Annotated in this window: 18 protein-coding genes; 10 read left to right on the top strand and 8 right to left on the bottom strand. The window is 67.1% G+C overall.

Annotated elements, in window-relative coordinates:
• Positions 1-8 precede the first annotated feature (8 nt).
• The gene (locus HV798_RS20780) at positions 9-2,288 is read right to left on the bottom strand and encodes a heavy metal translocating P-type ATPase (protein WP_175193764.1); all 2,280 of its coding nucleotides are present in this window, start codon (positions 2,286-2,288) and stop codon (positions 9-11) included.
• A gap of 157 nt (positions 2,289-2,445) precedes the next feature.
• Between HV798_RS20780 and HV798_RS20775 the strand changes: the two genes are divergently transcribed.
• The 5 genes from HV798_RS20775 to HV798_RS20755 all read left to right on the top strand — a co-directional run bounded on the left by HV798_RS20775 (position 2,446) and on the right by HV798_RS20755 (position 7,725).
• The gene (locus HV798_RS20775; RefSeq protein ID WP_175193763.1) at positions 2,446-2,646 is read left to right on the top strand and encodes a heavy-metal-associated domain-containing protein; all 201 of its coding nucleotides are present in this window, start codon (positions 2,446-2,448) and stop codon (positions 2,644-2,646) included.
• 169 nt (positions 2,647-2,815) lie between these two features.
• Positions 2,816-3,544 carry a glutathione peroxidase gene (locus HV798_RS20770; protein WP_025136439.1) on the top strand — a complete coding sequence of 243 codons (729 nt, stop codon included), beginning with the start codon at positions 2,816-2,818 and terminating at the stop codon, positions 3,542-3,544.
• A gap of 211 nt (positions 3,545-3,755) precedes the next feature.
• On the top strand, positions 3,756-5,192 hold the full coding sequence (locus HV798_RS20765; RefSeq protein ID WP_175193762.1) for a dihydrolipoyl dehydrogenase: 1,437 nt from the start codon (positions 3,756-3,758) through the stop codon (positions 5,190-5,192).
• 182 nt (positions 5,193-5,374) lie between these two features.
• Positions 5,375-7,039, top strand: coding sequence for an HAL/PAL/TAL family ammonia-lyase (locus tag HV798_RS20760; RefSeq protein ID WP_175193761.1), 1,665 nt, complete (start codon positions 5,375-5,377; stop codon positions 7,037-7,039).
• A complete protein-coding gene (locus HV798_RS20755; protein WP_175193760.1) occupies positions 7,036-7,725 on the top strand; it encodes a GntR family transcriptional regulator in 690 nt (229 codons plus the stop codon). Before HV798_RS20760 ends, HV798_RS20755 begins: the two co-directional genes overlap by 4 nt.
• 34 nt (positions 7,726-7,759) lie before the next feature.
• Here the strand turns inward: HV798_RS20755 and HV798_RS20750 are convergent, their stop codons facing one another.
• The 3 genes from HV798_RS20750 to HV798_RS20740 all read right to left on the bottom strand — a co-directional run bounded on the left by HV798_RS20750 (position 7,760) and on the right by HV798_RS20740 (position 11,148).
• Entirely contained in the window at positions 7,760-8,650 is an 891-nt protein-coding gene (locus tag HV798_RS20750) for a 23S rRNA (adenine(2030)-N(6))-methyltransferase RlmJ (protein WP_025136443.1), read from the bottom strand.
• Between the two features lie 12 nt (positions 8,651-8,662).
• A complete protein-coding gene (gene ugpQ, locus HV798_RS20745; RefSeq protein ID WP_175193759.1) occupies positions 8,663-9,418 on the bottom strand; it encodes a glycerophosphodiester phosphodiesterase in 756 nt (251 codons plus the stop codon).
• Positions 9,419-9,855: 437 nt separating this feature from the next.
• A complete protein-coding gene (locus HV798_RS20740) occupies positions 9,856-11,148 on the bottom strand; it encodes a M20/M25/M40 family metallo-hydrolase (RefSeq protein ID WP_175193758.1) in 1,293 nt (430 codons plus the stop codon).
• 314 nt (positions 11,149-11,462) lie between these two features.
• On the opposite strand from HV798_RS20740, the gene HV798_RS20735 reads away from it, so the two are divergent.
• On the top strand, positions 11,463-13,430 hold the full coding sequence (locus HV798_RS20735) for a SurA N-terminal domain-containing protein (protein ID WP_175193757.1): 1,968 nt from the start codon (positions 11,463-11,465) through the stop codon (positions 13,428-13,430).
• Positions 13,431-13,511: 81 nt separating this feature from the next.
• Here HV798_RS20735 and HV798_RS20730 read toward each other — a convergent pair whose 3' ends face one another.
• Positions 13,512-14,159 (bottom strand): arylesterase, encoded by a 648-nt coding sequence (locus HV798_RS20730; protein WP_025136447.1) that lies wholly within the window; start codon positions 14,157-14,159, stop codon positions 13,512-13,514.
• Between HV798_RS20730 and HV798_RS20725 the strand changes: the two genes are divergently transcribed.
• On the top strand, positions 14,158-14,829 hold the full coding sequence (locus HV798_RS20725) for an ABC transporter ATP-binding protein (protein WP_025136448.1): 672 nt from the start codon (positions 14,158-14,160) through the stop codon (positions 14,827-14,829). The genes HV798_RS20730 and HV798_RS20725 overlap by 2 nt on opposite strands.
• A 51-nt stretch (positions 14,830-14,880) precedes the next feature.
• Here HV798_RS20725 and HV798_RS20720 read toward each other — a convergent pair whose 3' ends face one another.
• From HV798_RS20720 to HV798_RS20710, 3 genes are read right to left on the bottom strand one after another with little or no spacing between them, the layout of a single operon-like run.
• Complete coding sequence (locus HV798_RS20720) at positions 14,881-15,864, bottom strand: ABC transporter substrate-binding protein (RefSeq protein ID WP_025136449.1); 984 nt, start codon at positions 15,862-15,864, stop codon at positions 14,881-14,883.
• A gap of 23 nt (positions 15,865-15,887) precedes the next feature.
• Positions 15,888-17,534 carry an ABC transporter permease gene (locus HV798_RS20715; RefSeq protein WP_175193756.1) on the bottom strand — a complete coding sequence of 549 codons (1,647 nt, stop codon included), beginning with the start codon at positions 17,532-17,534 and terminating at the stop codon, positions 15,888-15,890.
• A 13-nt stretch (positions 17,535-17,547) separates the two neighbouring features.
• Positions 17,548-18,624: an ABC transporter ATP-binding protein gene (locus HV798_RS20710; protein ID WP_175193755.1), complete on the bottom strand. Its 1,077-nt coding sequence runs from the start codon at positions 18,622-18,624 to the stop codon at positions 17,548-17,550.
• Between the two features lie 242 nt (positions 18,625-18,866).
• Here HV798_RS20710 and HV798_RS20705 point away from each other — a divergent pair, with 242 nt between their 5' ends.
• From HV798_RS20705 to HV798_RS20695, 3 genes are all read left to right on the top strand, one after another.
• Complete coding sequence (locus HV798_RS20705; RefSeq protein ID WP_025136452.1) at positions 18,867-19,775, top strand: LysR substrate-binding domain-containing protein; 909 nt, start codon at positions 18,867-18,869, stop codon at positions 19,773-19,775.
• A 51-nt stretch (positions 19,776-19,826) separates the two neighbouring features.
• Positions 19,827-20,543, top strand: a complete 717-nt coding sequence (gene serB, locus HV798_RS20700; RefSeq protein ID WP_175216497.1) for a phosphoserine phosphatase SerB — start codon at positions 19,827-19,829, stop codon at positions 20,541-20,543.
• A gap of 190 nt (positions 20,544-20,733) precedes the next feature.
• Entirely contained in the window at positions 20,734-21,057 is a 324-nt protein-coding gene (locus tag HV798_RS20695; RefSeq protein ID WP_175193753.1) for a hypothetical protein, read from the top strand.
• The last annotated feature ends 29 nt before the right edge of the window (positions 21,058-21,086 follow it).

The raw sequence follows: 21,086 nt of genomic DNA, 5'->3' as shown, positions 1-21,086 counted from the left end.
AGACAGGGTCAGTGGGCCGCGCGCGGCCGAAAGGCTTTGAGCCGCAGCGCGTTGCCCAGCACGAACACGCTGGACAGCGCCATCGCGCCGGCCGCGAAGATGGGCGACAACGACAGCCCGAAGGCCGGATACAGCGCGCCCGCCGCCAACGGAATCAGCGCGGCGTTGTAGGCAAAGGCCCAGAACAGGTTCTGGCGAATGTTGGCCAGCGTCGCGCGGCTGAGCGCGATGGCGTTGGGCACGCCGTGCAGGTCGTCGGCCATCAGCACCACCGAAGCGGCTTCGATGGCGACGTCGGTGCCCGTGCCGATGGCAATGCCGGTATCGGCCGCGGCCAGGGCAGGGGCATCGTTGATGCCATCGCCCACGAAGGCCACCTTGCGCCCGCCCGCCCGCAGCGCGGTGATCGCCTCGACCTTGCCGTCGGGCAGGACCTCGGCGCGCACTTCATCGATGCCCAGTTGCCGCGCCACGGCCTGCGCCGTGTGGCGGTTGTCGCCGGTGATCATGGCCGTCTTCAGGCCCTGCGCATGCAAGGCGGCAATGGCGTCCACGGCCGACGGCTTGATGGGGTCGGTCACGGCGATCATGGCGGCGGCCTGGCCGTCGATGGCGACATAGATGGGCGTCTTGCCTTCGTTGCCCCAGCTTTCGGCGCGCTGGCCGAAGGCGCTGACGTCCACGCCGCGCTCGGCCATCAGGCGGGCGGCGCCGGCCAGCACGCGCTTGCCGGCCACGGTAGCCTCGACACCCGCGCCCGTGATGGCGGCAAAGCCGTCGGCGGGCAGCAGCGCCAGCTTGCGCTCGGCTGCGGCATCGACGATGGCCAATGCAATCGGGTGCTCGGACCGCGCCTGCACCGACGCGACCCACAGCAGCACGTCTTCGCCGCGGTAGCCGGCGGCCGGTTCAAGTTCGGTCAGGGTGGGCTTGCCCAGCGTCAGCGTGCCGGTCTTGTCGAAGGCCACCACGTTGACGTCGCGCAGCGTCTGCAAGGCGTCGCCCTGGCGGAACAGCACGCCCATTTCGGCGGCGCGGCCCGTGCCCACCATGATGGACGTGGGCGTGGCCAGGCCCATCGCGCAAGGGCAGGCGATGATCAGCACGGCCACCGCGTTGACCAGCGCATGCGACAGGGCCGGCGTCGGGCCCAGGAAGAACCAGGCCAGGAAGGTCAGCAACGCGGCCGCCATCACGGCCGGCACGAACCAGGCAGTGACCTGGTCGACCAGCGCCTGGATCGGCAGGCGCGCGCCCTGGGCCGCTTCGACCATGCGGATGATGCGGGCCAGCATGGTGTCCGCGCCGGTGTGGGTGACGCGCAGCGTGAAGCTGCCGGACGTATTGAGCGTGCCGCCGGTGGCCTGCATGCCCGGTTGCTTCTCGACGGGCACCGGTTCGCCGGTCAGCATCGATTCGTCGACATACGAACTGCCTTCGATGATTTCGCCGTCCAGCGGAATCTTTTCGCCGGGGCGCACCAGCACGAGGTCGCCACGGCGCACCTGTTCGATCTCGACGTCCTGCGGCTGGCCATCCCGCAGCACGCGCGCGGTGCGCGGCTGCAGGCCGATCAGCCGCTTGATGGCGGCGCCGGTCTTGCCCTTGGCGCGGGCTTCCAGCGTGCGGCCCAGCAAGATCAGCGTGACGATGACGGCGGCGGCCTCGTAATAGACGTTGCGGGCGGCTTCGGGCAGCCAGTCGGGCGCAAAGGTGGCCACGACGGAATAGCCCCACGCGGCACCTGCGCCCAGCGCCACCAGCGAATTCATTTCCGGGGCGCGGCGCCACAGCGCGGTCAGGCCCTTGCTGAAGAAGTGGCGGCCCGGCCAGGCCAGCACGGCCGTGGTCAGCACGAATTGCAGCAGCCAGCTGTTCTGCTGGCCGATGGTGCCCAGCACCCAGTGGTGCAGGGCGGGAATCAGGTGCGAGCCCATTTCCAGCACGAATACGGGCAACGTCAGCACCAGCGCGGCAATGAAGGCATGCTGCAGGCGCCGCGCTTCGGCGTCGCGGGCTTCGGATTGGCGTTCGGCGTGATCGTCCTGGGCCACGATGGGGCGGGCCTCGTAGCCCATTTTCACGACGGCCTCGACCAGCGCCTCGGGTTGGGCGGCTTGCGGGTCATAGGCGACCAGGGCGCGTTCGGTGGCCAGGTTGACCTGGGCCTGGGCCACGCCCGGCACGCGGGTCAAGGCCTTTTCCACGCGCTTCACGCAGGACGCGCAGGTCATGCCTTCGATGGCAAGTTCCAGCTCGACGGATGGGGCAGGGATGGCAGCGCTCATGGCAGTCTCGGTGGGGAGTGAACCCACAGTGTCATCCTTCCCATGATGGGAAGGTCAAGGTTTATTCTACGCTTGACCTTCCTATAATGGGAAGGTTTAAGCTGGGTTCAAGCTTGCGGGAAGCCATCCGCGCAGCCAACCTGAAATGGAGAACAGCATGAGCATCGAATTCCAAGTCCCCGACATGACCTGCGGCCATTGCGTCAAGACCATCACCGGCGCGGTCAATGCGGCCGCGCCCGGCGCTACGGTTGCCGTGGACCTGCCCAGCCACCGCGTGACCGTCAGCGGCACGGACCAGGCCGACAAGGTCGAGGCCGCCATCCGCGACGCCGGCTACGAGCCGCAACGCGTCTGAGGCCTGCCTGCCGCCAGAAGTTATGATAGAAAACTTCTGGCGGTGGTTATTTCGTAATTGCCAAAATCTATCGATCAAGTAAATTTATTAAATTTGAATAATTGATAGATCAGATTTATCATTCTTTCCATGGTGGTTAAACAAACCCCGCTACCCAAGGAGAGATTGAATGCTGCAAAACCGTGAAGGCCAACGTGTTCCCAACGTAACGTTCCCCGTCCGTGAGGGCAACACCTGGAAAAAGCTCACGTCCGACGACCTGTTCAAGAACAAGACGGTCGTGGTCTTTTCGCTTCCCGGCGCGTTCACGCCGACCTGCTCGTCCACCCACCTGCCGCGCTACAACGAACTGGCTCCGGCCTTCTTCGAAGCCGGCGTCGACAGCATCGTCTGCGTGTCCGTCAACGACACCTTCGTCATGAACGAATGGGCCAAGGACCAGGAATCGGCCAACATCACGCTGCTGCCCGACGGCAACGGTGAATTCACCGAAGGCATGGGCATGCTGGTCGACAAGAGCGACCTGGGCTTCGGCAAGCGCAGCTGGCGCTATTCCATGCTGGTCAAGGACGGCGTGGTCCAGAAGATGTTCATCGAGCCGGAAAAGGAAGGCGACCCGTTTGAAGTGTCGGACGCCGACACCATGCTGGCGCACTTCGCCCCGTCGGCCAAGAAGCCCGACCAGGTGGTCGTGTTCTCCAAGCCGGGCTGCCCGTTCTGCGTCGAAGCCAAGGCGCTGCTGGACAGCAAGGGCTACGCCCCGATCGAGATCCCGCTGGAAAACAAGGTCCGCGGCCGTGTGATCGGCGCCGTGTCCGGCAAGGGCACTGCTCCCCAGGTGTTCATCAACGGCGCGCTGATCGGCGGCCTGGAAGACCTGAAGGCGCACTTCGCCTAAATCAGTCTGATTGCTGGCGGGGAAGCGGCACCATGCCGCTTCCCGCCGCCGGGCCGCCCTGCGCGGTCCGGCGCGCCGGTTTCCCTTGCTTCGTATCTTCGAGCGGCCTCTTTTTGGGGCGGCGGGACGGCGTTCGTCCCGAGGGTGCGCAACAAGGCGGAATCCGCCTTTGAAACCATTGCTCCACGTGACAACCCGGGGGACCTGATAGATGAAGACTCTGCACACCGATATCGCCGTTCTTGGCGCCGGCACGGCCGGCCTGGCCGCCTACCGCGCCGCGAAGGCCGCGGGCAAGCGCGCGCTGCTGATCGAAGGCGGCCCCTATGGCACCACCTGCGCCCGCGTCGGCTGCATGCCGTCCAAGCTGCTGATCGCCGCGGCCGAAGCGGCCCACAACGCCGCCCACACCGAGCCGTTCGGCGTGCATGTGCAGGGCGAGATCGCCGTGGACGGCGTGGCCGTGATGGACCGCGTCAAGCGCGAACGCGACCGCTTCGTGGGCTTCGTGCTGGAAGGCGTCGAGAACATTCCCGCCGAAGACAAGATTCGCGGCTACGCCCGTTTCGTGTCCGACACGGTGCTGCGGGTGGACGACCATACCGAGATCCACGCCTCCCGCGTGGTGATCGCAACGGGTTCGCGGCCGGCGGTACCGCCGCCGTTCCGCGGGCTGGGTGATCGCCTGGTATTGAACGATGACGTGTTCGCCTGGGACGATCTGCCGCGCCGCGTGGCCGTATTCGGCCCGGGGGTGATCGGGCTGGAACTGGGCCAGGCGCTGGCACGGCTGGGCGTGGAGGTGCGCGTGTTCGGCGTCAGCGGCAGCCTGGGCGGCATCAGCGATCCGCAGGTACGCCACAGCGCCCGCAAGATCTTCCAGCGCGAGTTCTATCTGGACCCGGATGCCCGGGTGCTGGAAACGCAACGCGTGGGCGACGAGGTGGAAGTGCGCTACGTGGCGCTGGACAACAGCGAGCGCACCGAGCGTTTCGATTACGCGCTGGTGGCCACCGGCCGCCGTCCGAACGTGGATGGGCTGGGGCTGGAGAACACGTCGCTGCAATTGAATGCGCAGGGCGTGCCGCTGTTTGACCGTGACACGATGCAGGCGGGCGACTCGGCCATTTTCATCGCCGGTGATGCCAACGCCGACGCGCCGCTGCTGCACGAAGCCGCCGACGAAGGCCGCATCGCGGGCGAGAACGCGGCCCGTTATCCCGAAGTGCGCCAGGGCTTGCGCCGAGCGCCGCTGGCGGTGGTGTTCTCGGACCCGCAGATCGCGCTGGCGGGGCAGGGCCATGGTCGCCTGACCCCGGGCACGTTCGTCACGGGCGAGGTAGATTTCAGCGACCAGGGCCGTTCGCGGGTGATGCTGAAGAACCGCGGCCTGCTGCATGTGTATGCGGACATCGCGACGGGCCGCTTCCTGGGCGCGGAAATGGTGGGCCCCAGCGCCGAGCACATCGGCCATCTGCTGGCCTGGGCCGTGCAGCAGGAACTGACGGTGGCGCGCATGCTGGAAATGCCGTTCTACCATCCCGTCATCGAGGAAGGCCTGCGCACCGCGCTGCGCGATGCCGCGGCCAAGCTGGCGCGTGCGCAGGAAGCGCTGCGCCAGGTGGAAGCGGAAAGCGCCACGGCGTAAGGCCGGGGTGGGGGTCGCTCCGCGGCCCAACGCCCGCCGCCGTCGGCGAGCCAACCCGCCAGGCCATCACGTCTGCGAAGTTCGAAAAGGGCTGCCTTCGGGCAGCCCTTTTTCACGTTGCCGGCTTCTTGTCAGGTCAGAATATTTTATAGATAATCTATAAAAACTACCTGGCCTTCCCCATGACTACGCCTGAAATCATCCTGGACGGTGCGCATCTGTGCGCCGACGACGTTGTTGCCATCGCGCGGTCCGGCGCCAAAGTGGCCCTGGCAGACAGCGCCCGCGCCGCCCTCGGCGCCACGCGCGAATACATCGAGACGAACTGGCTCAACGACGCGGCGCCTCTGATGTACGCCTTCAATACCGGGGTGGGCGCGCTCAAGAGCCAGCGCATCGCGCCGGATGAAATCGCCACCTTCCAGGCGAGCCTGGTGCGGTCTCATTCCGCCGGCACGGGCGAACCGATGCCGCACGAGGTCGTGCGCGCGATGATGGCGTTGCGGGTGAATGCCTTTGCCAGCAACCATTCCGGCGTGCGCGTCGCGATCGTGGACCGGCTCATCGCCATGCTCAATGCGGGCATCACGCCCGTCATCGCGTCCAAAGGCAGCGTGGGCGCCAGCGGCGACCTGGCGCCGTTGGCGTTGATGAGCGGGGCCATGATGGGCCTGCCGCAATCGCGGGTGGCCTACCGGGGCGAGGTGATGCCGGCCGCGCGGGCCTTCGAACTGGCAGGGCTGGCGCCCACGATCGATGTGCAGGCCAAGGACGCGACGGCGCTCATCAACGGCGCGACGGCCTCGCTGGCGTATGCGGTGCTGGCGGCCAGCGACGCGCGCAAGCTGCTGACCAGCGCGACCATTTCCATGGTGTTGTCGCTGGAAGCCTTGCGCGGCGAACTCTCGTGCTTCGAGGCCCGGGTGATGCAGGCCCGCCCGCATCGTGGCCAGCGCGACGTGGCGGCCGCGATCCGCCAACTGGTGGCCGGCAGCCTGCGCTGCACGGAACCAGCCCGCCAGATACGCCTGCGCGGCACGCCGGGGCTGGACCCGGCGCTGGCGGGCACGCCGCACGAACCGCCGCTGGCCCCGCGTATCCAGGACGTGTATTCGCTGCGTTGCGTGCCGCAGGTCCATGGGCCGGTGCTCGAGGCGCTGGACTACATCGATGTCATTCTTGCCACCGAGATGAACAGCGCCACCGACAATCCACTCATCTTCCCGGAAGACGAAGGCTATGCCATTGTTTCGGGCGGCCACTTCCACGGCCAATACATTGCCCAGGCGATGGACCTGCTTGCCTTGGCGGTGACGGACCTGTCGGCGATCTGCGACCGCCGCAGCGCGCGGCTGGTGGACCCGGCCTGCAACTTCGGGCTGCCGGGCAACCTGATTGCCGAACGGCCCGGGATCAATACGGGGTTTTCGGTCGTGCAAAGCCTGGGCACGGGCCTGGTGCTGGAAAACGTGGGCCTGTGCGGGCCGGCCAGCGCCACCAGCCTGCCGGCCAAGGGCAACACCGAAGATCACATCAGCAATTCGTGCTTCGCGGCGCGGCGCACGCGCACGGTGGTCGAGAACGCCCAGGCGGTGGTCACGGTGGAAATGCTGCTGGCCGCGCAGGCGCTGGACCTGGCCGAGCCGGATCTGCGCGCCTATCCCGTAGGCCAGGGCACGGCTGCGGCCTGGTCTGCGATCCGCGCCGTTGTGCCGGCCATGCTGGGCGATGACCGCTGGGTGCACGACGACATCGCGCTGCTGCAATCGCGGGTGGCGGACGGCAGCCTGGCTGCCGCCGTGCAGTCGGCCTGCGGGCCGCTATGGTCTGCGCAGGGGGCGGCATGACACCGGTGGCTGGCGCGGCATCGCGCGACGATGACGACACCTTGCCCGGGCGCATCGCGCGCACGCTGGTCGAACGCATCATCACGGGGCAATTGCGGCCCGGCGAACGGGTGGGGCAGGACGCCCTGGCGGCAGAGTTCGGCGCCAGCCACGTGCCGGTCCGGGAAGCCTTCCGCCGGGTCGAGGCGCGCGGCCTGCTGGTCAGCGAGCCGCGCAAGGGCGTGCGTGTCAGTGCGCTGGACGAGGCCTCGGTGCTGGAAATCACCCGCATGCGCGGCGCCCTGGAATCCCTGGCATTGCGCTATGCGATACCGGCGATGACCGCGGACGATATCGGGCTGGCGCAGGCCGCAATTCAGGCAGGGGAACAGGCAAAGGACATGCAGCAATGGGAGGCCGCGAACCGCGTCTTTCACGAAGCCCTGTACCGGCCCTGCGCGATGCCCCGCCTGCTGGCCAGCATCGACATGCTGCACGAGTCGCGCGAACGCTACATGCACGTGACCGCGGCGTGCGTGGACTGGGACCCCGGCTCGCAACGCGAGCACCAGCAACTGCTGGCGGCGGTAACCAAGCGCGATGTCGAGCGGGCCTGCCGCCTGCTAGAGGCGCACATCGCCGAGGCGGGCGAGATCCTGGTGCAGGGGCTGGAAAAATGGCGCGCCACGGTGGCCGGGCCCGGCTGATGCGGGTCGGCGCCGTGGCGGCATGGCGCGGGAATCAGTCGTCAGACTGTTTCTTGGGCACCGGGAACGGGTTTTCGCGGTATTGCAGTGTGAAGCTGGCGCGGTCGTCCTGGGCCAGTTCACGGGCCAGGTAGGGCATGGCTTGCTTGAGGGCGTCGTGCAGCGTCCAGGGCGGGTTGACCAGGAACATGCCGCTGCCATGCAGGCCGTAGCCGTCGATGGTGGCCTTCTTGACGGTCAGGGTGGCATGCAGCCAGCTCTTGACCTTCAGGTTCTCGAAGTGGCGCGCCATTTCGCTGGCTTCGCGCCGCTGCACCAGCGGATACCAGACGGCAAAGGTGCCGGTGGCAAAGCGCTTGATGCATTCCTTGACGGTGATCAGGGTGCGGCGGTAGTCGTTCTTGTCTTCGTAGGAAGGGTCGATCAGGACCATGCCGCGGCGCGTGGGCGGCGGCAACAGGGCCTTGACGCCTTCGAAGCCGTCGTCGCCGTAGATGGTGGTCTGGCGCTGGGCGGTGCGGCCCTGGTGTTCGAGGTTGACGACCAATGCGTCGATCTCGGTGGGGTGCATTTCGAACAGGCGCAGGCGATCGGACGGGCGCAGCGCATCCAGGGTGAGCCAGGGCGAACCGGGGTAGCGCTTCAGGCGGCCGTTGGTGTTGAAGGCGCGGATGCGGGCGACGTAGTCGGCCAACAGGGGCGGCAGGTCGTCGCGTTCCCAGAGGCGGCCGATGCCGTCTGCGAATTCGGACGTCTTGGCGGCCCAGTCGCTGTCCAGGCTGTAGAGGCCGGCGCCGGCATGGGTGTCGACGACCCAGTACGGCGCATCCTTGCGATTGAAGTAGTCCAGGGTGTGGACCAGGATGGCGTGCTTGAGAACGTCGGCGTGGTTGCCGGCGTGGAAGGCGTGGCGATAGCTGAACACGGGGCGGGCGCCTTAAGCGGAAGCGGCCGGCGCGATGGCGGCCAGTTCGTCGGTGAAGATGCCGTCGATACCCCAGTCGAGCAGCAGCTGGGCGCGCGCGGGGTCGTTGACGGTCCAGGCGGCGATGCGGTAGCCGGCGGCGTGCACGGCGTCGATCAGTTCGCGGGTGGCGTCTTTCTGGTTGATGTTCAGAGCGACGCAGTCGTACTTGACCAGGCGGTCGAGCCAGTCGGCGGGCACTTTTTCAACGAGCAGGGCGCGCGGCAGTTCGGGGGCGACTTCCAGGGCGGCCTGCAGGGCTTCTTCGGCAAACGAAGACAACAGCGGGGGCACGGCGGCGTCTTTCCACAGTTCGCGGGCGGCCAGGGCGACGGCGGCGCCGGTCTCGGCTTCGCGGCCGGGGCAGGGCTTGATTTCGACGTTGCTGGCGATGCCGTTGGCAACGGTGTAGCGGGCGACGGCGGCGAAGGTGGGCAGGGGCTCGCCGGCAAAGCGGGCGGAATGCCAGCTGCCGAAGTCGAGCTGGGCGAGTTCGCTGAAGGTCTTGGCGGCGGCGGGGCCGTGGCCGTTGGAGGTGCGGTCGACGTCGTCGTCGTGCATGAGGACGAGGATGTTGTCGCTGCTGAGCTTGACGTCGTATTCGAAGATGGTGAAGCCGTGGTCGGCGCCTGTGCGCATGGCGGCCAGGGTGTTCTCCGGCGCCAGGCGGCCGCCGCCGCGGTGGGCGATATGACGGGAATAGGGCCAGGTGGGGAGTTTTGCTGTCATTTCTTTTGTTGCTTTATCGGTGCTTTTGGATAGGTTGCAAGGATACTCCTTCTTGGGGGTGGGTTTTTTTGGGTGGGTGGGTGGGTTCTTTTGGCGCGGCGTCGGGGCGGTGGGGCCGGGGCGGGGCTACGCGGCTTGTCCGGCGCGCGGGCGCCGGACAGCGCGTGCTCATCCTCGTCGTCGCCTGCGGCGACTCCTACGGATTCCGCCGCGCGCGCCGCTACACGCCCCGCCCCGGCCCCACCGCCCCGACGCCGCTCGCGTTTGGGATTAACCACGCGCGGTTGGGGCGAGTTGTGTGCTTGGGCTTCGTGGGGGGCAAAACTGTGGGGGGGAGAGGTGGATTGCGCCCGTCCAGGACGGGCCGCCCTGCGCGGCCGTCCTGGACATACGCTGCTGGTGATGTAGCGGTTGATGGCTTTGTTGTTGTGGTGGCTCTACTTCAGTGGGGCCTTGTCTTGTGAGATGTCCATGATCATGCGGGCGGCCAGGTAGAGGCGCGGGACGATGGAGTTGATCTGGATGTATTCGGCGTCGTTGGAGTGGGCGCCGAAGCCGGACAGGCCCATGCCTTCGATCACGGGGCCGCGGGCCTTGAGGGCGGCGAAGGCGGCGTCGGTGCCGCCGCCGCTGGCGCGGTCGATGACTTTCATGGGCAGGTCGAGTTCTTTGTAGATGGCGACGCCGTGGTTGGCCAGGGCGCGGGACGCGGGGGTGGCTTCCAGTGGCGGGCGGCGCACTTCGAATTTGACGGTGACCTTGGAGTCGGGCAAGAGCTTTTTCTGCACGCGTTCCTGCAGGGTGCGCGAGAGGGCGTCGAAGTCGGAGACTTTCAGGGCGCGGGCGTCGGCCTGGGCGGTGGCCTGGCCGGGGATGACGTTGCGGTTAGTGCCGGCCTGGGCGACGGTCCAGTTCAGTTTCAGGCCTTCTTCGGGTTTGGACAGCTTGTCCAGTTGCAGCAGCTGGTGGGCGAGTTCGTAGAGGGCGTTGACGCCGCCTTCGGGGCGGGCGCCGGCGTGGGAGGTCTTGCCTTGCACGTTGAGGTAGGCCGCGCCGATGCCGCTGGTGGCCAGGGTCAGGCGGGGCTCGGTGCCGCCGCCCTCGAAGGAGAAGACGGCGTCCTGGTCGGCGCCCAGGCGGGTGATGGTATCGCGGGCGCCGGGCGAGCTGATTTCTTCGTCGCCGTTGATGAGGACCGTGATGACGCCGTAGTCCTTGAAGTCCATTTTCTGCAAGAGGGCCAGGGTGTGCAGGATGGTGGCGACGCCGTGCTTGTCGTCGGCGATGCCCAGGCCGTAGGCGCGTTCGCCGTCGATGCGAAAGGGCTGGTCGCGCAGCATGCCGTTGCGATAGACGGTGTCCATGTGGGCGATCAGCATGATTTTCTTCTGGCCGCTGCCTTTGAATTCGGCATGGACCATGGGGCCGACGTGTTCGGGGGTGTCGTCCAGGCGGAAGATGTCGGTGGGCTTGATGATGTCGACCTTGCCGCCCAGCGCCTTGAGGCGGTCGCCGATGAGGGCGGCGATGCGTTCCACGCCTTCGACGTCCTTGCTGCCCGATTCGATGTTGACCAGGTCGCGCATGGTGTCGAGCATGCCTTGCTTCTGCCCCTGGGCGGCTTCGTGCACGGCGGCGACGGGGGCGGCCAGGGCGGCATGGGCGCCACCCAGGAAGGCCAGGGCGACGGCGGCGCGCAGGATGTGGGGACGTGAGAGCGGGAACGGCATGGATGGTCACCTATGCGTGGAGGGGATTTCACAATACGGGGGCAGGCCGGGTGCGAAAACGGGGGTTTCCCGAGTTGACGGGCGCAGGCTTCCATGGGGTCGGAAGGGCCCGGCAACGCCTCCGCGGGCAGGCGGGCGGGGCGGCAAGAGACGCGTTAGAATCGGGCGCTGCGGGACGAATGAGAAATGCTAAAATCCGCCCGCTGACCCGGTTTGACCGGTATGGGAATAGGGCGAATGAGATTCGCCTTTTTTTATGCGTTTTCGTGCGGCCCGGGCGGAAGTCTCCTCCCGAGTGCGGCAACAGGGATTCCATGTTCGAATTTATTCGCAGCCATCGGCGCTGGATGCAGTTCATCCTGCTGCTTCTGATTGTGCCTTCCTTCTTCCTCGTCGGGATTCAAGGCTATGACAGCTTTATGCGCCGCGAGCCTGAATTGGCAACCGTCGCCGGCCAGCCGATTTCCCGCGCCGAGTTCGACCAGGCGCACCGCAACCAGCTGGAGCAATTCCGCCAACGCCTGGGCGCCCAGTTCGACCCCGCGGTGATCGATACGCCGGCGCTGCGCGAAAGCCTGCTGAACCAGCTGATCAATCAACGCCTCCTGGCCAACGTGGCCGTCGACAACCGTTTCTCGGTGTCCGACGAAACGCTGCGCAACACCATCGCCGCGATCCCGGAAGTCCAGGACAACGGCCGTTTCTCGCCGGAACGCTATCGCCAGGTGCTGGCCGCGCAAGGCATGTCGCCCACGTCGTTCGAGGCCGGCCTGCGCCGCGACCTGGCCGTGGCCCGCGTGCTCGAGCCCGTCGGCCAGTCGGCCCGCGCGCCCGGTGAAGTCGTGGCCACGCTGGAAACCGCGCTGACGCAGCAACGCACGGTGCAGCTGCGCCGCTTCACGGCGGCCGATTTCCGTTCGCAAGTGACCGTCACGCCGGCTGACATCCAGACCTGGTACGACGCCAACAAGCAGCAACTGCAGATTCCCGAACAGGTGCAGGTGCAATACCTGGTGCTCGACGAAGCCGCCGCCACGCAGGGCGTGCAGGTCAAGGACGAAGACCTGGCCTCGTACTACGAGCAGAACAAGACCCGCTTTGGTCAACCCGAGCGCCGCCGCGCCAGCCACATCATGATCGAAGTGCCCGCGGGCGCCTCGGAAGATGCGCGCAAGGCTGCCCGCGCCAAGGCCGAAGACCTGGCCAAGCAGGCGGCCGCCGATCCGGCCAAGTTCGCCGATCTGGCCCGCAAGAATTCGCAGGACGCCGGTTCGGCCGCCAATGGCGGCGACCTGGGCTGGCTGGCGCCGGGCATGCTGTCCGGTCCGCTCGAAAAGGCGGTGTTCAGCCAATCCAAGGATCAGGTGTCCGGCGTGGTGGAAAGCCCGTCCGGTTTCCACGTGGTCAAGGTCACCGAGATCCAGCCGGCTGCGATCAAGCCGCTGGCCGAGGTCAAGGAACAGATCACCGCCGAAGTGCGCAAGCAATTGGCCGCCATCCGCTTCTCGGAAATGGCCAGCCAGCTGAACAAGCAGGTCTACGACCAGCGCGACAGCCTGCAGCCGGCCGCCGACGCGGTGGGCCTGAAGCTGCGCACCGCTTCGGGCGTCACCCGCGAAGGCCTGTTGCCCGCCGACCAGGCTGGCCCGGGTTCCGCCGTCGACAGCCCGGATGCCGCGCTGCTGGACAACCCGCGCGTGCGCCAGGTGGTGTTCTCGCCCGACGTGCTGCGTGAAAAGCAGAATTCCGGCGTGATCGAACTGTCGCCCGACACGATGCTGGCGGTGCGCGTGGCCGCGGTTGAACCCGCCCACATCCCGCCGCTGGACAAGGTCAGCGATTCCATCCGCGCCAAGCTGCTGGACGAGCGTTCTGCCGAAGCCGCCAAGAAGGCCGGCGAAGCCGCACTGGCGGCCGACCAGGCCAGCCCGGCGGCAACGCCGGAAGGTTTTGGCGGCCCGCTGGTCGTGTCGCGCCAAGACCCGAAGAACCTGCCGCGCCCGGTGCTGGACGCCGTGATGCGTCTGCCCGCATCCAAGCTGCCGGCCTACACGGGTGTGCAGTCGGGCGCCGACTACACGCTGGTGCGCCTGGAAAAGGTCGATGCCGGCACGGTCGACGCGGCTGACAAGGAACGCCTGGCGCAGCAGTTGTCGGGCGCCTGGGGCCAGGCCGAGAACGAAGCGCTGGTGCGCATGCTGCGCGAAGAGTACAAGGTGCAGGTGCTGCCGGCCGCCGCCGACGTCATCCGCGGCGACCAGCCCCAACAGGCCGCAGGCTGAGGCTTGCGCCACGCCGCGGCGTCCTGAGGGTGCCGCGGGCTTGACCTGAAGTTGCGCCGTCGTTGCGTCGCCGTTGCCGTGTTACTGCAACAGCGGCCGCAACACCGGCCACACGTTATCCAGCAATTGGCCCTGCGCATCCTCGTTCGGATGGATGCCGTCGGCCTGGAACATCGCCCGGTTCGTTGCAATGCCTTCCATCAGGAAGGGCACGAGCCGGGCGTTTTCGTCTTTGGCGACCGTGGGAAACACCTGGGCAAAGCGCTGGGTGTAGTCGCGGCCGTAGTTGGGCGGGATCTGCATGCCCACGATGACCACCTGGGCCTCGGCCTTGCGGGCCGTTTGCGCCATGGTGCGCAGGTTCTGCTCGGTCATGTTCAGGGGCAGGCCGCGCAGGGCGTCGTTCGAGCCCAGTTCCAGCACCACCACGGCCGGCTCATGCTGGCGCAGCAGCGCGGGCAGGCGGGCGACGCCGCCGCTGGTGGTGTCGCCACTGATGCTGGCATTCACGACCTTGTACTTCGGGTATTGTTCGGAAAGCCGGGCAGACAGCAGCGGCACCCAGCCGGTGCCGCGCTTGATGCCATATTCGGCGGCCAGGCTGTCGCCCACCACCAGCACGGTGCGCAGCGCGGAACCCTGCGCCGCGGCGGCGGTCTGAGCGTGGGCGGGCGCCAACAGGGCGCTCGCAAGGACGGACGTAAGTAGCAGACGGGGAAATAGGCGCATGGATAGCAAGAATTCGATCGAGGTGAAAGGGCTGGGCAAGCGGGTAGCCGATGCCGGCGGGACGCTGTCTATCCTGGAAGACATCGATTTTACGGTGCAGGCGGGCAGCGCCGTGGCCATCACCGGCAGCTCCGGTTCGGGCAAGTCCACCTTGTTGGGACTGCTGGCGGGCCTGGATGTTCCCAGCTCGGGCAGCGTGCGCCTGGCCGGGCAGGACCTGTTCGCGCTCGATGAGGACGGCCGGGCGCGCCTGCGCGCCAATCACGTGGGATTTGTGTTTCAGTCGTTTCAGCTGCTGCCGAACCTGACGGCGCTGGAAAACGTGATGCTGCCCCTGGAACTGGCCGGCCAGCCGGCCCGCGAGGCCGCGCAGGCCATGCTGGAACGGGTGGGCCTGGGCGCGCGGCTGCATCATTATCCGCGCACCCTGTCGGGCGGCGAGCAGCAGCGTGTGTCGCTGGCGCGCGCCTTCGTGGTGCAGCCGGATCTGCTGTTCGCGGACGAACCCACCGGCAGCCTGGATGCCGCCACGGGCGTGACGGTCATCGATCTGATGTTCGACCTGCACCGGGAACACGGCACCACCCTGGTGCTGGTGACCCACGATCCGCAGTTGGCCGCGCGCTGCGCCCGTCAGCTGGTGCTGGCGGCCGGACGCATGGTCCAGTAGGGGGCCAGCGTGCGGAGCCGGCGGGCCTGATGGCCCGCCGGGCAGTACCGCTTACTTGGCCTTGGCGACCGCCTGGTTCCAGGCGGTGACCACCGCTTCATATTCCTTGGCCGCCGCGTCCTGGCTGACCGGGAAGATCTTGATGCTCTTGAAGTCGGGCAGGGTGGTCAGGCTGGCCACCGCGATGTCCGTGCGGGTGGGGCGGCGGAAGTTCTTCACCAGCTGCGCTTCCTGGGCCTCCTTGCTGAGCAGGCCGTCGTAGAGCGCCTTGGCGGCGTCCAGGTTCTTGGCGCCCTTGATGATGAACATGCCTTCGGGCGCCAGGTAGCTGCCTTCGGACGGGTACACCAGCTTGATTTCCTTCTGGCCGCCGGCCACGTATTCCTGGGCGGCGTATTCCAGCGTCATGCCCACCGCGTATTCGCCCGCGGCCACGCCCTTGTAGGTGGTGCCCGACGAGGCCGTGACCACGGCGTTGGCGGCGATCTTGTCCAGGCCTTCCTGGCCGAACTGCTTGTACAGGCCATAGACCAGCATGTAGGCCGTGCCGCTCTTGGACGGGTCGGTGATGGCGAACTTGCCCTTCCATTGCGGCTGCATCAGGTCGGACCAGGTGGCCGGGGCCGGCAGGCCCTTCAACTGGCGTTCGTTGACCATCAGCACCATGATGTGCACGTTGGTGCCCACCCACAGGTCGTCCGGGCCGCGGAATTCGGCGGGAATCTTGTCCAGGTCGGGCGAGCGGTAGGGTTGCAGGTGCTGGCGGTAGGCGCCCAGCGTGCCGAAGCCGCCGCTCCAGAACAGGTCGCCGCGCGGGTTCTGCGCTTCGGCCTCGATGCGCTTCATCATCGTGCCCGTGCCGCCGGTGACCGGCTGCACGTTCAGCTTGGGCGATTTGGCCTTGACGGCGTCCAGCGCGGTTTCGATGGTTTCGGTGTTGTTGGACGAGTACAGGACCACGTTCTGGGCGTGCAGGGCGCCCGAGGCCAGGGTGGCGGCCAACAGGCCGGTTTGCAGGAGGTGTTTGAGGTGCATGGGTCGCCTTTGGTGGGTGCGGGTTATTTGCCGGAGAACAGCTTGATGCGGAACGCCTTGACCGACACGATGATGGGCAGCACGATCACCGTGACCAGCGCGGCGCCGTAAGCCGAGGCCATGCCCAGGCGGCCGCCGTCGACCTGCCGGAAAATGGCAATGGGCATGGTTTCCAGGCCGCCGCTGTAGGCCACGATGGACGCCGACAGCTCGGAAATCGTGGTCAGCCACATCAGGATGGCCGCCGAGATGATCGAGGCCTTCATGGCGGGCAGGATCACCTTGAAGAAGGTCATCAGCGGCGACACGCCCAGGCTGATCGAGGCCTCTTCGATGGAATCGGGAATGTTGAACAGCACGGACGAGGCGTTGCGCACCGCGAACGGCAGGCGCCGCACCGCATAGCACAGCACCATGATGCCGGACGTGCCCGCCAGCACCAGCCAGCCGGTGTTGAAGGTCTGCACCAGCGCAATGCCCAGCACCGTGCCCGAGATGGTCAGCGGCAGCACCACGATGTAGTCCAGCACCTGCGTGAAGGCGCTGCGCTTCTTGATGGTCAGGTAGCTGACCAGCACCGCGAAGGCCACGCCCGTCACGGTGGCCAGCGAGGCGAATTTCAGCGAATTCAGGATGGGTTCCGGCGCGCCGTGCAGCGCCCGCTGCATGCTGGCGAGCGACCACGAACCCCATTGCATCACCGGCCCGCTGGTCTTGGTGAACGCGGCCACGAATACGATGATGAGCGGCAGCATCGACACCAGGATCACCAGGCCGACGCCGCCCGTGTAGAGCAGCGCGGTCCACGAGCGCACGTGGCGTGCCGCCGGCGCGCGGCCCTGCGTCATGGTGTAGACCTTGCGTTCGACCACGCGTTTCTGGATGAACAGCACGATGGCGACGATGGCGATGGACACGACCGACATGGCGCTTTGCAGCGTGGGGCTGCCGCCCATTTCGCTGACGAAGGTGTTGTAGGTCATCACCGACAGCAGCGGCACGCGGCTGCCCAGCAGCATCGCCAGCGCGAAGTTGCCCACCACCAGCGTGAACACCACCAGCGCGTTCACCAGCACCGCGGGCAGCAGCACCGGCACCAGCACGCGCAGCTTGGTCATGAAGGGCGGCGTGCCCAGGCTGAGGCCGGCTTCTTCCAGCTGGCCGTCAAAGCCGCGCAGCGCGGCCAGTACGCCCAGGTAGATGTAGGTGTAGTACACCAGCGTCATCGAGAAGACCATGCCGGTCCAGCCGTAGAACGACGGCAGCGAGATGCCCGCATCGCCCAGCAGATTGGTCAGGATGCCGTTGTTGCCCAGGATCAGCAGCCACGACTGGCCCACGATGATCTCGGGAATCACGATGGTCAGCACCGGCAGGATGGCCACCAGGTTCTTGAGCGGGAAGTCGTAGCGCGCCACCATGTAGGCGAAGGGCACGCCCACCAGGATGGTGCAGGTGGTGACCGCCAGGCCCAGCACCAGCGTGTTGCCGAAGGCCTCCAGGTATTGCGAGTCGGCCAACAGGGCCTTGAAGCCTTCCAGCGAAAAGCCGCCGTCCTGGCCGGTGATGCTGTTGCTGAACAGCACCCCCAGCGGGTACAGCACGAAAAACAGCAACAGCGCCAGGCTGATTGCGGTCAGGATGCCCCAGGGCCACCATTTGATCTTCATGGCGCGGGCGTCCTCAAGCGTTCACGACGCGGCTGTCGGCGGGAATCAGCACCTGCACCGATTCGCCGGGCTGGAACTGCGCCACCATGTTGCCCGCGTGCAGTTCCACGCGAATTTCCGAACCGTTCTGCAGTTCGATGCGGTAGGCGGTCTTGAAGCCCAGGTACTGGCGCCGCAGCACCTTGCCGGGCAGCGTGTTGGGCACATAGGGCGCAGGCGCCATCAGCGCCAGTTCTTCGGGCCGGGCGATCAGCACGGCGCGGTCGGCCAGGTCGGCGCCGCCCAGGGTGCCGTCAAAGCCCAGTCCGCACAGTTCAAAGCGCACGTGGCCGGCCGGGGCGCCGGCCAGGCCCGCGCGAGCCGGCACCGGGATCACGTTGGCCGAGCCGATGAAGTCCGCCACGTAGGCATTGACGGGCGTGCCGTACAGTTCCTCGGGCGTGCCCAGCTGGGCGATGTTGCCGCTGTCCATGATGGCGATGCGGTCGGACATGGCCAGCGCTTCTTCCTGGTCGTGCGTGACGAACACGGTGGTGATGCCGGCTTCGCGCACCAGGTCCAGGATGACGTCGCGCATCTGCAGGCGCATCTTGGCGTCCAGGTTCGAAAGCGGCTCATCCATCAGCAGCACGCGCGGCCGGATCACCAGGGCGCGCGCCAGCGCCACCCGCTGGCGCTGGCCGCCGCTCATCTCGGCCGGGTAGCGGTCGGCCAAGGCCAGCAGGCCGACCTTGTCCAGCGCTTCGTTGACGCGGCGGGTGGTTTCCGCACGCGCCACGCCGCGGGCTCGCAGGCCATAGGCGACGTTGTCGAAGGCGCTCTTGTCCGGAAACAGCGCGTAGTCCTGGAACACCATGCCGATGTCGCGGCGGTGGGCGGACACATGAGTGACGTCGTCCTGGTCGAACAGCAGGCGGCCGCCATCGGGCGCGTAGAAGCCGGCAATGCAGCGCAGCAGGGTGGTCTTGCCGCAGCCGCTGGGCCCCAGCAGCGTGTAGAACCCGCCGTCGGGAATGTGCAGCGACAGGTTGCGCAGCACTTGCTGGCCGCCGAAGGTCTTGATGATGCCGTCTACCGTGATGGATGCCATGTGAGGTTCCTGCCTGTGATTGACGGCATCATAGGCAGGCCCATCGCCCGCCACCAGCAGCGTTTTTTAAGGCGAGTCGTTAGATTTTCTAAGAGGTCGGCGGCGCCGCAATCCCCTAGAATGCGGCCAACAGCCACGGCGCTTCACAATGCGCCGGGCAAAAAACAGACAGACAAGGGAAAACGTGGGTAACAGCAGCAGAGCCTTGCGCCATCGCGGCGCGCGGGCGGACGTCGCCTGAGATGGCGGGCCAGAGCCTGCCGCCGCTGAAGGCCTTGCGGGTGTTCGAGGCCGCGGCGCGCCTGCGCAGCTTCACTGCGGCGGCCGACGAATTGAGCATCACGCACAGCGCGGTCAGCCAGCAGATCCGCATTCTCGAAGACTACGTGGGCCAGCCGCTGTTCGCGCGCGAGGCGCGCGGCGTGACCTTGCTGCCTTGTGCGCAGGCGTATTTTCCCGAGGTGCAGGCCAGCCTGGAGCGCATCGCCGTGGCCACGGCCAAGCTGCGTTCGCCCAGTTATGGCGGCATGCTGCGCGTCAGCGCCACGCCGTCCCTGACCATGAAATGGCTGATTCCGCGCCTGTCGGCGTTCCAGGCGCTGCACCCCGGCGTGGACGTGCAATTGAGCACCCAGGGCCGTTCGTTCCTGGACCGCGGCGACGATGCGGGCAGCGACGTGCTGATCCGCCACGGCTACCTGGCGCATCCCGAGATGGCATGCGTGCATTGCCTGGATGATTTCCATGTGCCGGTGGCGTCGCCGCGCTTCATCGAGCGCAACCGGCTGGCCACGCCCGCCGATTGCCTGCGTCATCCGCTCTTGAAGGTGGCGGGCGGCATGGACCACTGGCCGCGCTGGTTTGCGCTGGCCAAGGTGGATGTGCCGGCGCAATTGCCCGGACCGGTGTTCGACCATCAGTTCCTGTGCATGCAGGCAGCCATGAATGACCTGGGCATTGCGCTGGCGCCATGGTGCCTGCTGCAGGATGACCTGCAGGCGGACCGGCTGCGGCCCGTGTTTCTCGAACCGCGCCTGCCCAATGCCGGCGTGCATGCGCTGTACCGCCAGGAGGGGCCTGCGGCCGCGGCGGCGCGGCATTTCATTGACTGGCTGGGCCGCGAGGCCGGCCATCCGCTGCCCGGGCAATAGCCTTTCGCACCCCGTTCACCCTCGACCCGACTGATCCAAGGACCGACTTCCATGCAAGCTTTCCCCGACGCCGCCGGCCTGCACTGGCGCGGCATCACGCCGTCGCTTTCGCTGTCCGACTACAAGGTCATTGCGTTCGACATGGACTCGACCCTGATCGCTATCGAGACCCTGGACGAGATGGCCGACCTGATGGGCAAGAAGGCCGAGGTGGCCGCGCTGACCGAAGCGGCCATGCGCGGCGAGATCACCGACTACAAGCAGAGCCTGCGCGAGCGCGTGGCGCTGCTGGCGGGCATGCCGCAGGCGGGGCTGGATGAGGTCTACGAACAGCGCCTGCGGCTCAATCCCGGCGTCGAAACCCTGATTGCCGCGTGCAAGGCCGCGGGCCTTTTCTGCCTGCTGGTGACGGGCGGCTTCACCTGCTTCACCGATCGGCTGCGGGTGCGGCTGGGGCTGGACGACGTGCGCGCCAATGTCCTGGAAATCGAAGGCGGCCGCCTGACCGGGCTGCTGCTGCCGCAGCCCTGGGGCGACCTGTGCGACGGCGAGGAAAAGCGCCGCAAGCTGCTGGAGGTGTGCACGGCGCTGGGCGTGGGACCGGAACAGGCGATTGCGGTAGGTGACGGCGCCAACGACCTGCCGATGCTGCGTACCGCCGGACTATCCGTCGCCTACCATGCCAAGCCCGCGGTGCGCCAGCAAGCCAAGGTCGCCATCGACACCGGCGGCCTGGATCAACTGTTGCGTCTGTTCGCCGCGAAATAAGCATTGAAACCGCGCGATCCGCGGATGTAATCTAGCCGCGACCCCACGGATTTACGGCGTGACCGCAGCCTGCGCAAGACGGTGTCCGGCATTGTTGCCGGCAACGGATTAAAGCTTGCTTCGAAAACGCCGTAAACAGAGAAGGAAGGGCATACCGTCTTTCCTTGCTCGCTAGCGCGAAGGAAATGACATGGGCATTTCTCGATCCGTCCGTGCGTTGCTGGTCTCATGTGCCATGGCCCCCGCTGCCGCGTTGGCGGCGCCGTCCGGCGGCACCATCCACTTCCAGGGCATCATCACCGAGCCGGCCGATTGCCGCGTGCAGGTCGCCGGGCCGCCACAGGCGCCGACAGCCCTGGCGCGTTGTCCGGCGCCGGCCGGGCTGGCGGCGGCCGACCACGCCGCCTGGCAGGCGTCCAAGGTCAGCGTCAGCACCCGCACGCTGGTGCTGCGGGCCGATGCCCAGGGCCGGCCGCTGCAATATGGCCAGGTCGTGACGCTGACCTACCAATAATCAGTCTCACATAGCCCGCTCCGGCATCC

This window comes from Achromobacter deleyi (assembly GCF_902859705.1).
Classification (GTDB): domain Bacteria; phylum Pseudomonadota; class Gammaproteobacteria; order Burkholderiales; family Burkholderiaceae_B; genus Achromobacter; species Achromobacter deleyi.
The sequence above is the reverse complement of the archived record's forward strand: the minus strand, read 5'-3'. Positions and strand labels throughout refer to the sequence as shown.

What these genes read in the sequence shown, in the direction of transcription:
- HV798_RS20780 (WP_175193764.1), bottom strand. Translation starts at nt 2,288, where the DNA reads ATGAGCGCTGCCATCCCTGCCCCATCCGTCGAGCTGGAACTTGCCATC.
- HV798_RS20775 (WP_175193763.1), top strand. Translation starts at nt 2,446, where the DNA reads ATGAGCATCGAATTCCAAGTCCCCGACATGACCTGCGGCCATTGCGTC.
- HV798_RS20770 (WP_025136439.1), top strand. Translation starts at nt 2,816, where the DNA reads ATGCTGCAAAACCGTGAAGGCCAACGTGTTCCCAACGTAACGTTCCCC.
- HV798_RS20765 (WP_175193762.1), top strand. Translation starts at nt 3,756, where the DNA reads ATGAAGACTCTGCACACCGATATCGCCGTTCTTGGCGCCGGCACGGCC.
- HV798_RS20760 (WP_175193761.1), top strand. Translation starts at nt 5,375, where the DNA reads ATGACTACGCCTGAAATCATCCTGGACGGTGCGCATCTGTGCGCCGAC.
- HV798_RS20755 (WP_175193760.1), top strand. Translation starts at nt 7,036, where the DNA reads ATGACACCGGTGGCTGGCGCGGCATCGCGCGACGATGACGACACCTTG.
- ugpQ (WP_175193759.1), bottom strand. Translation starts at nt 9,418, where the DNA reads ATGACAGCAAAACTCCCCACCTGGCCCTATTCCCGTCATATCGCCCAC.
- HV798_RS20740 (WP_175193758.1), bottom strand. Translation starts at nt 11,148, where the DNA reads ATGCCGTTCCCGCTCTCACGTCCCCACATCCTGCGCGCCGCCGTCGCC.
- HV798_RS20735 (WP_175193757.1), top strand. Translation starts at nt 11,463, where the DNA reads ATGTTCGAATTTATTCGCAGCCATCGGCGCTGGATGCAGTTCATCCTG.
- HV798_RS20725 (WP_025136448.1), top strand. Translation starts at nt 14,158, where the DNA reads ATGGATAGCAAGAATTCGATCGAGGTGAAAGGGCTGGGCAAGCGGGTA.
- HV798_RS20730 (WP_025136447.1), bottom strand. Translation starts at nt 14,159, where the DNA reads ATGCGCCTATTTCCCCGTCTGCTACTTACGTCCGTCCTTGCGAGCGCC.
- HV798_RS20720 (WP_025136449.1), bottom strand. Translation starts at nt 15,864, where the DNA reads ATGCACCTCAAACACCTCCTGCAAACCGGCCTGTTGGCCGCCACCCTG.
- HV798_RS20715 (WP_175193756.1), bottom strand. Translation starts at nt 17,534, where the DNA reads ATGAAGATCAAATGGTGGCCCTGGGGCATCCTGACCGCAATCAGCCTG.
- HV798_RS20710 (WP_175193755.1), bottom strand. Translation starts at nt 18,624, where the DNA reads ATGGCATCCATCACGGTAGACGGCATCATCAAGACCTTCGGCGGCCAG.
- HV798_RS20705 (WP_025136452.1), top strand. Translation starts at nt 18,867, where the DNA reads ATGGCGGGCCAGAGCCTGCCGCCGCTGAAGGCCTTGCGGGTGTTCGAG.
- serB (WP_175216497.1), top strand. Translation starts at nt 19,827, where the DNA reads ATGCAAGCTTTCCCCGACGCCGCCGGCCTGCACTGGCGCGGCATCACG.
- HV798_RS20695 (WP_175193753.1), top strand. Translation starts at nt 20,734, where the DNA reads ATGGGCATTTCTCGATCCGTCCGTGCGTTGCTGGTCTCATGTGCCATG.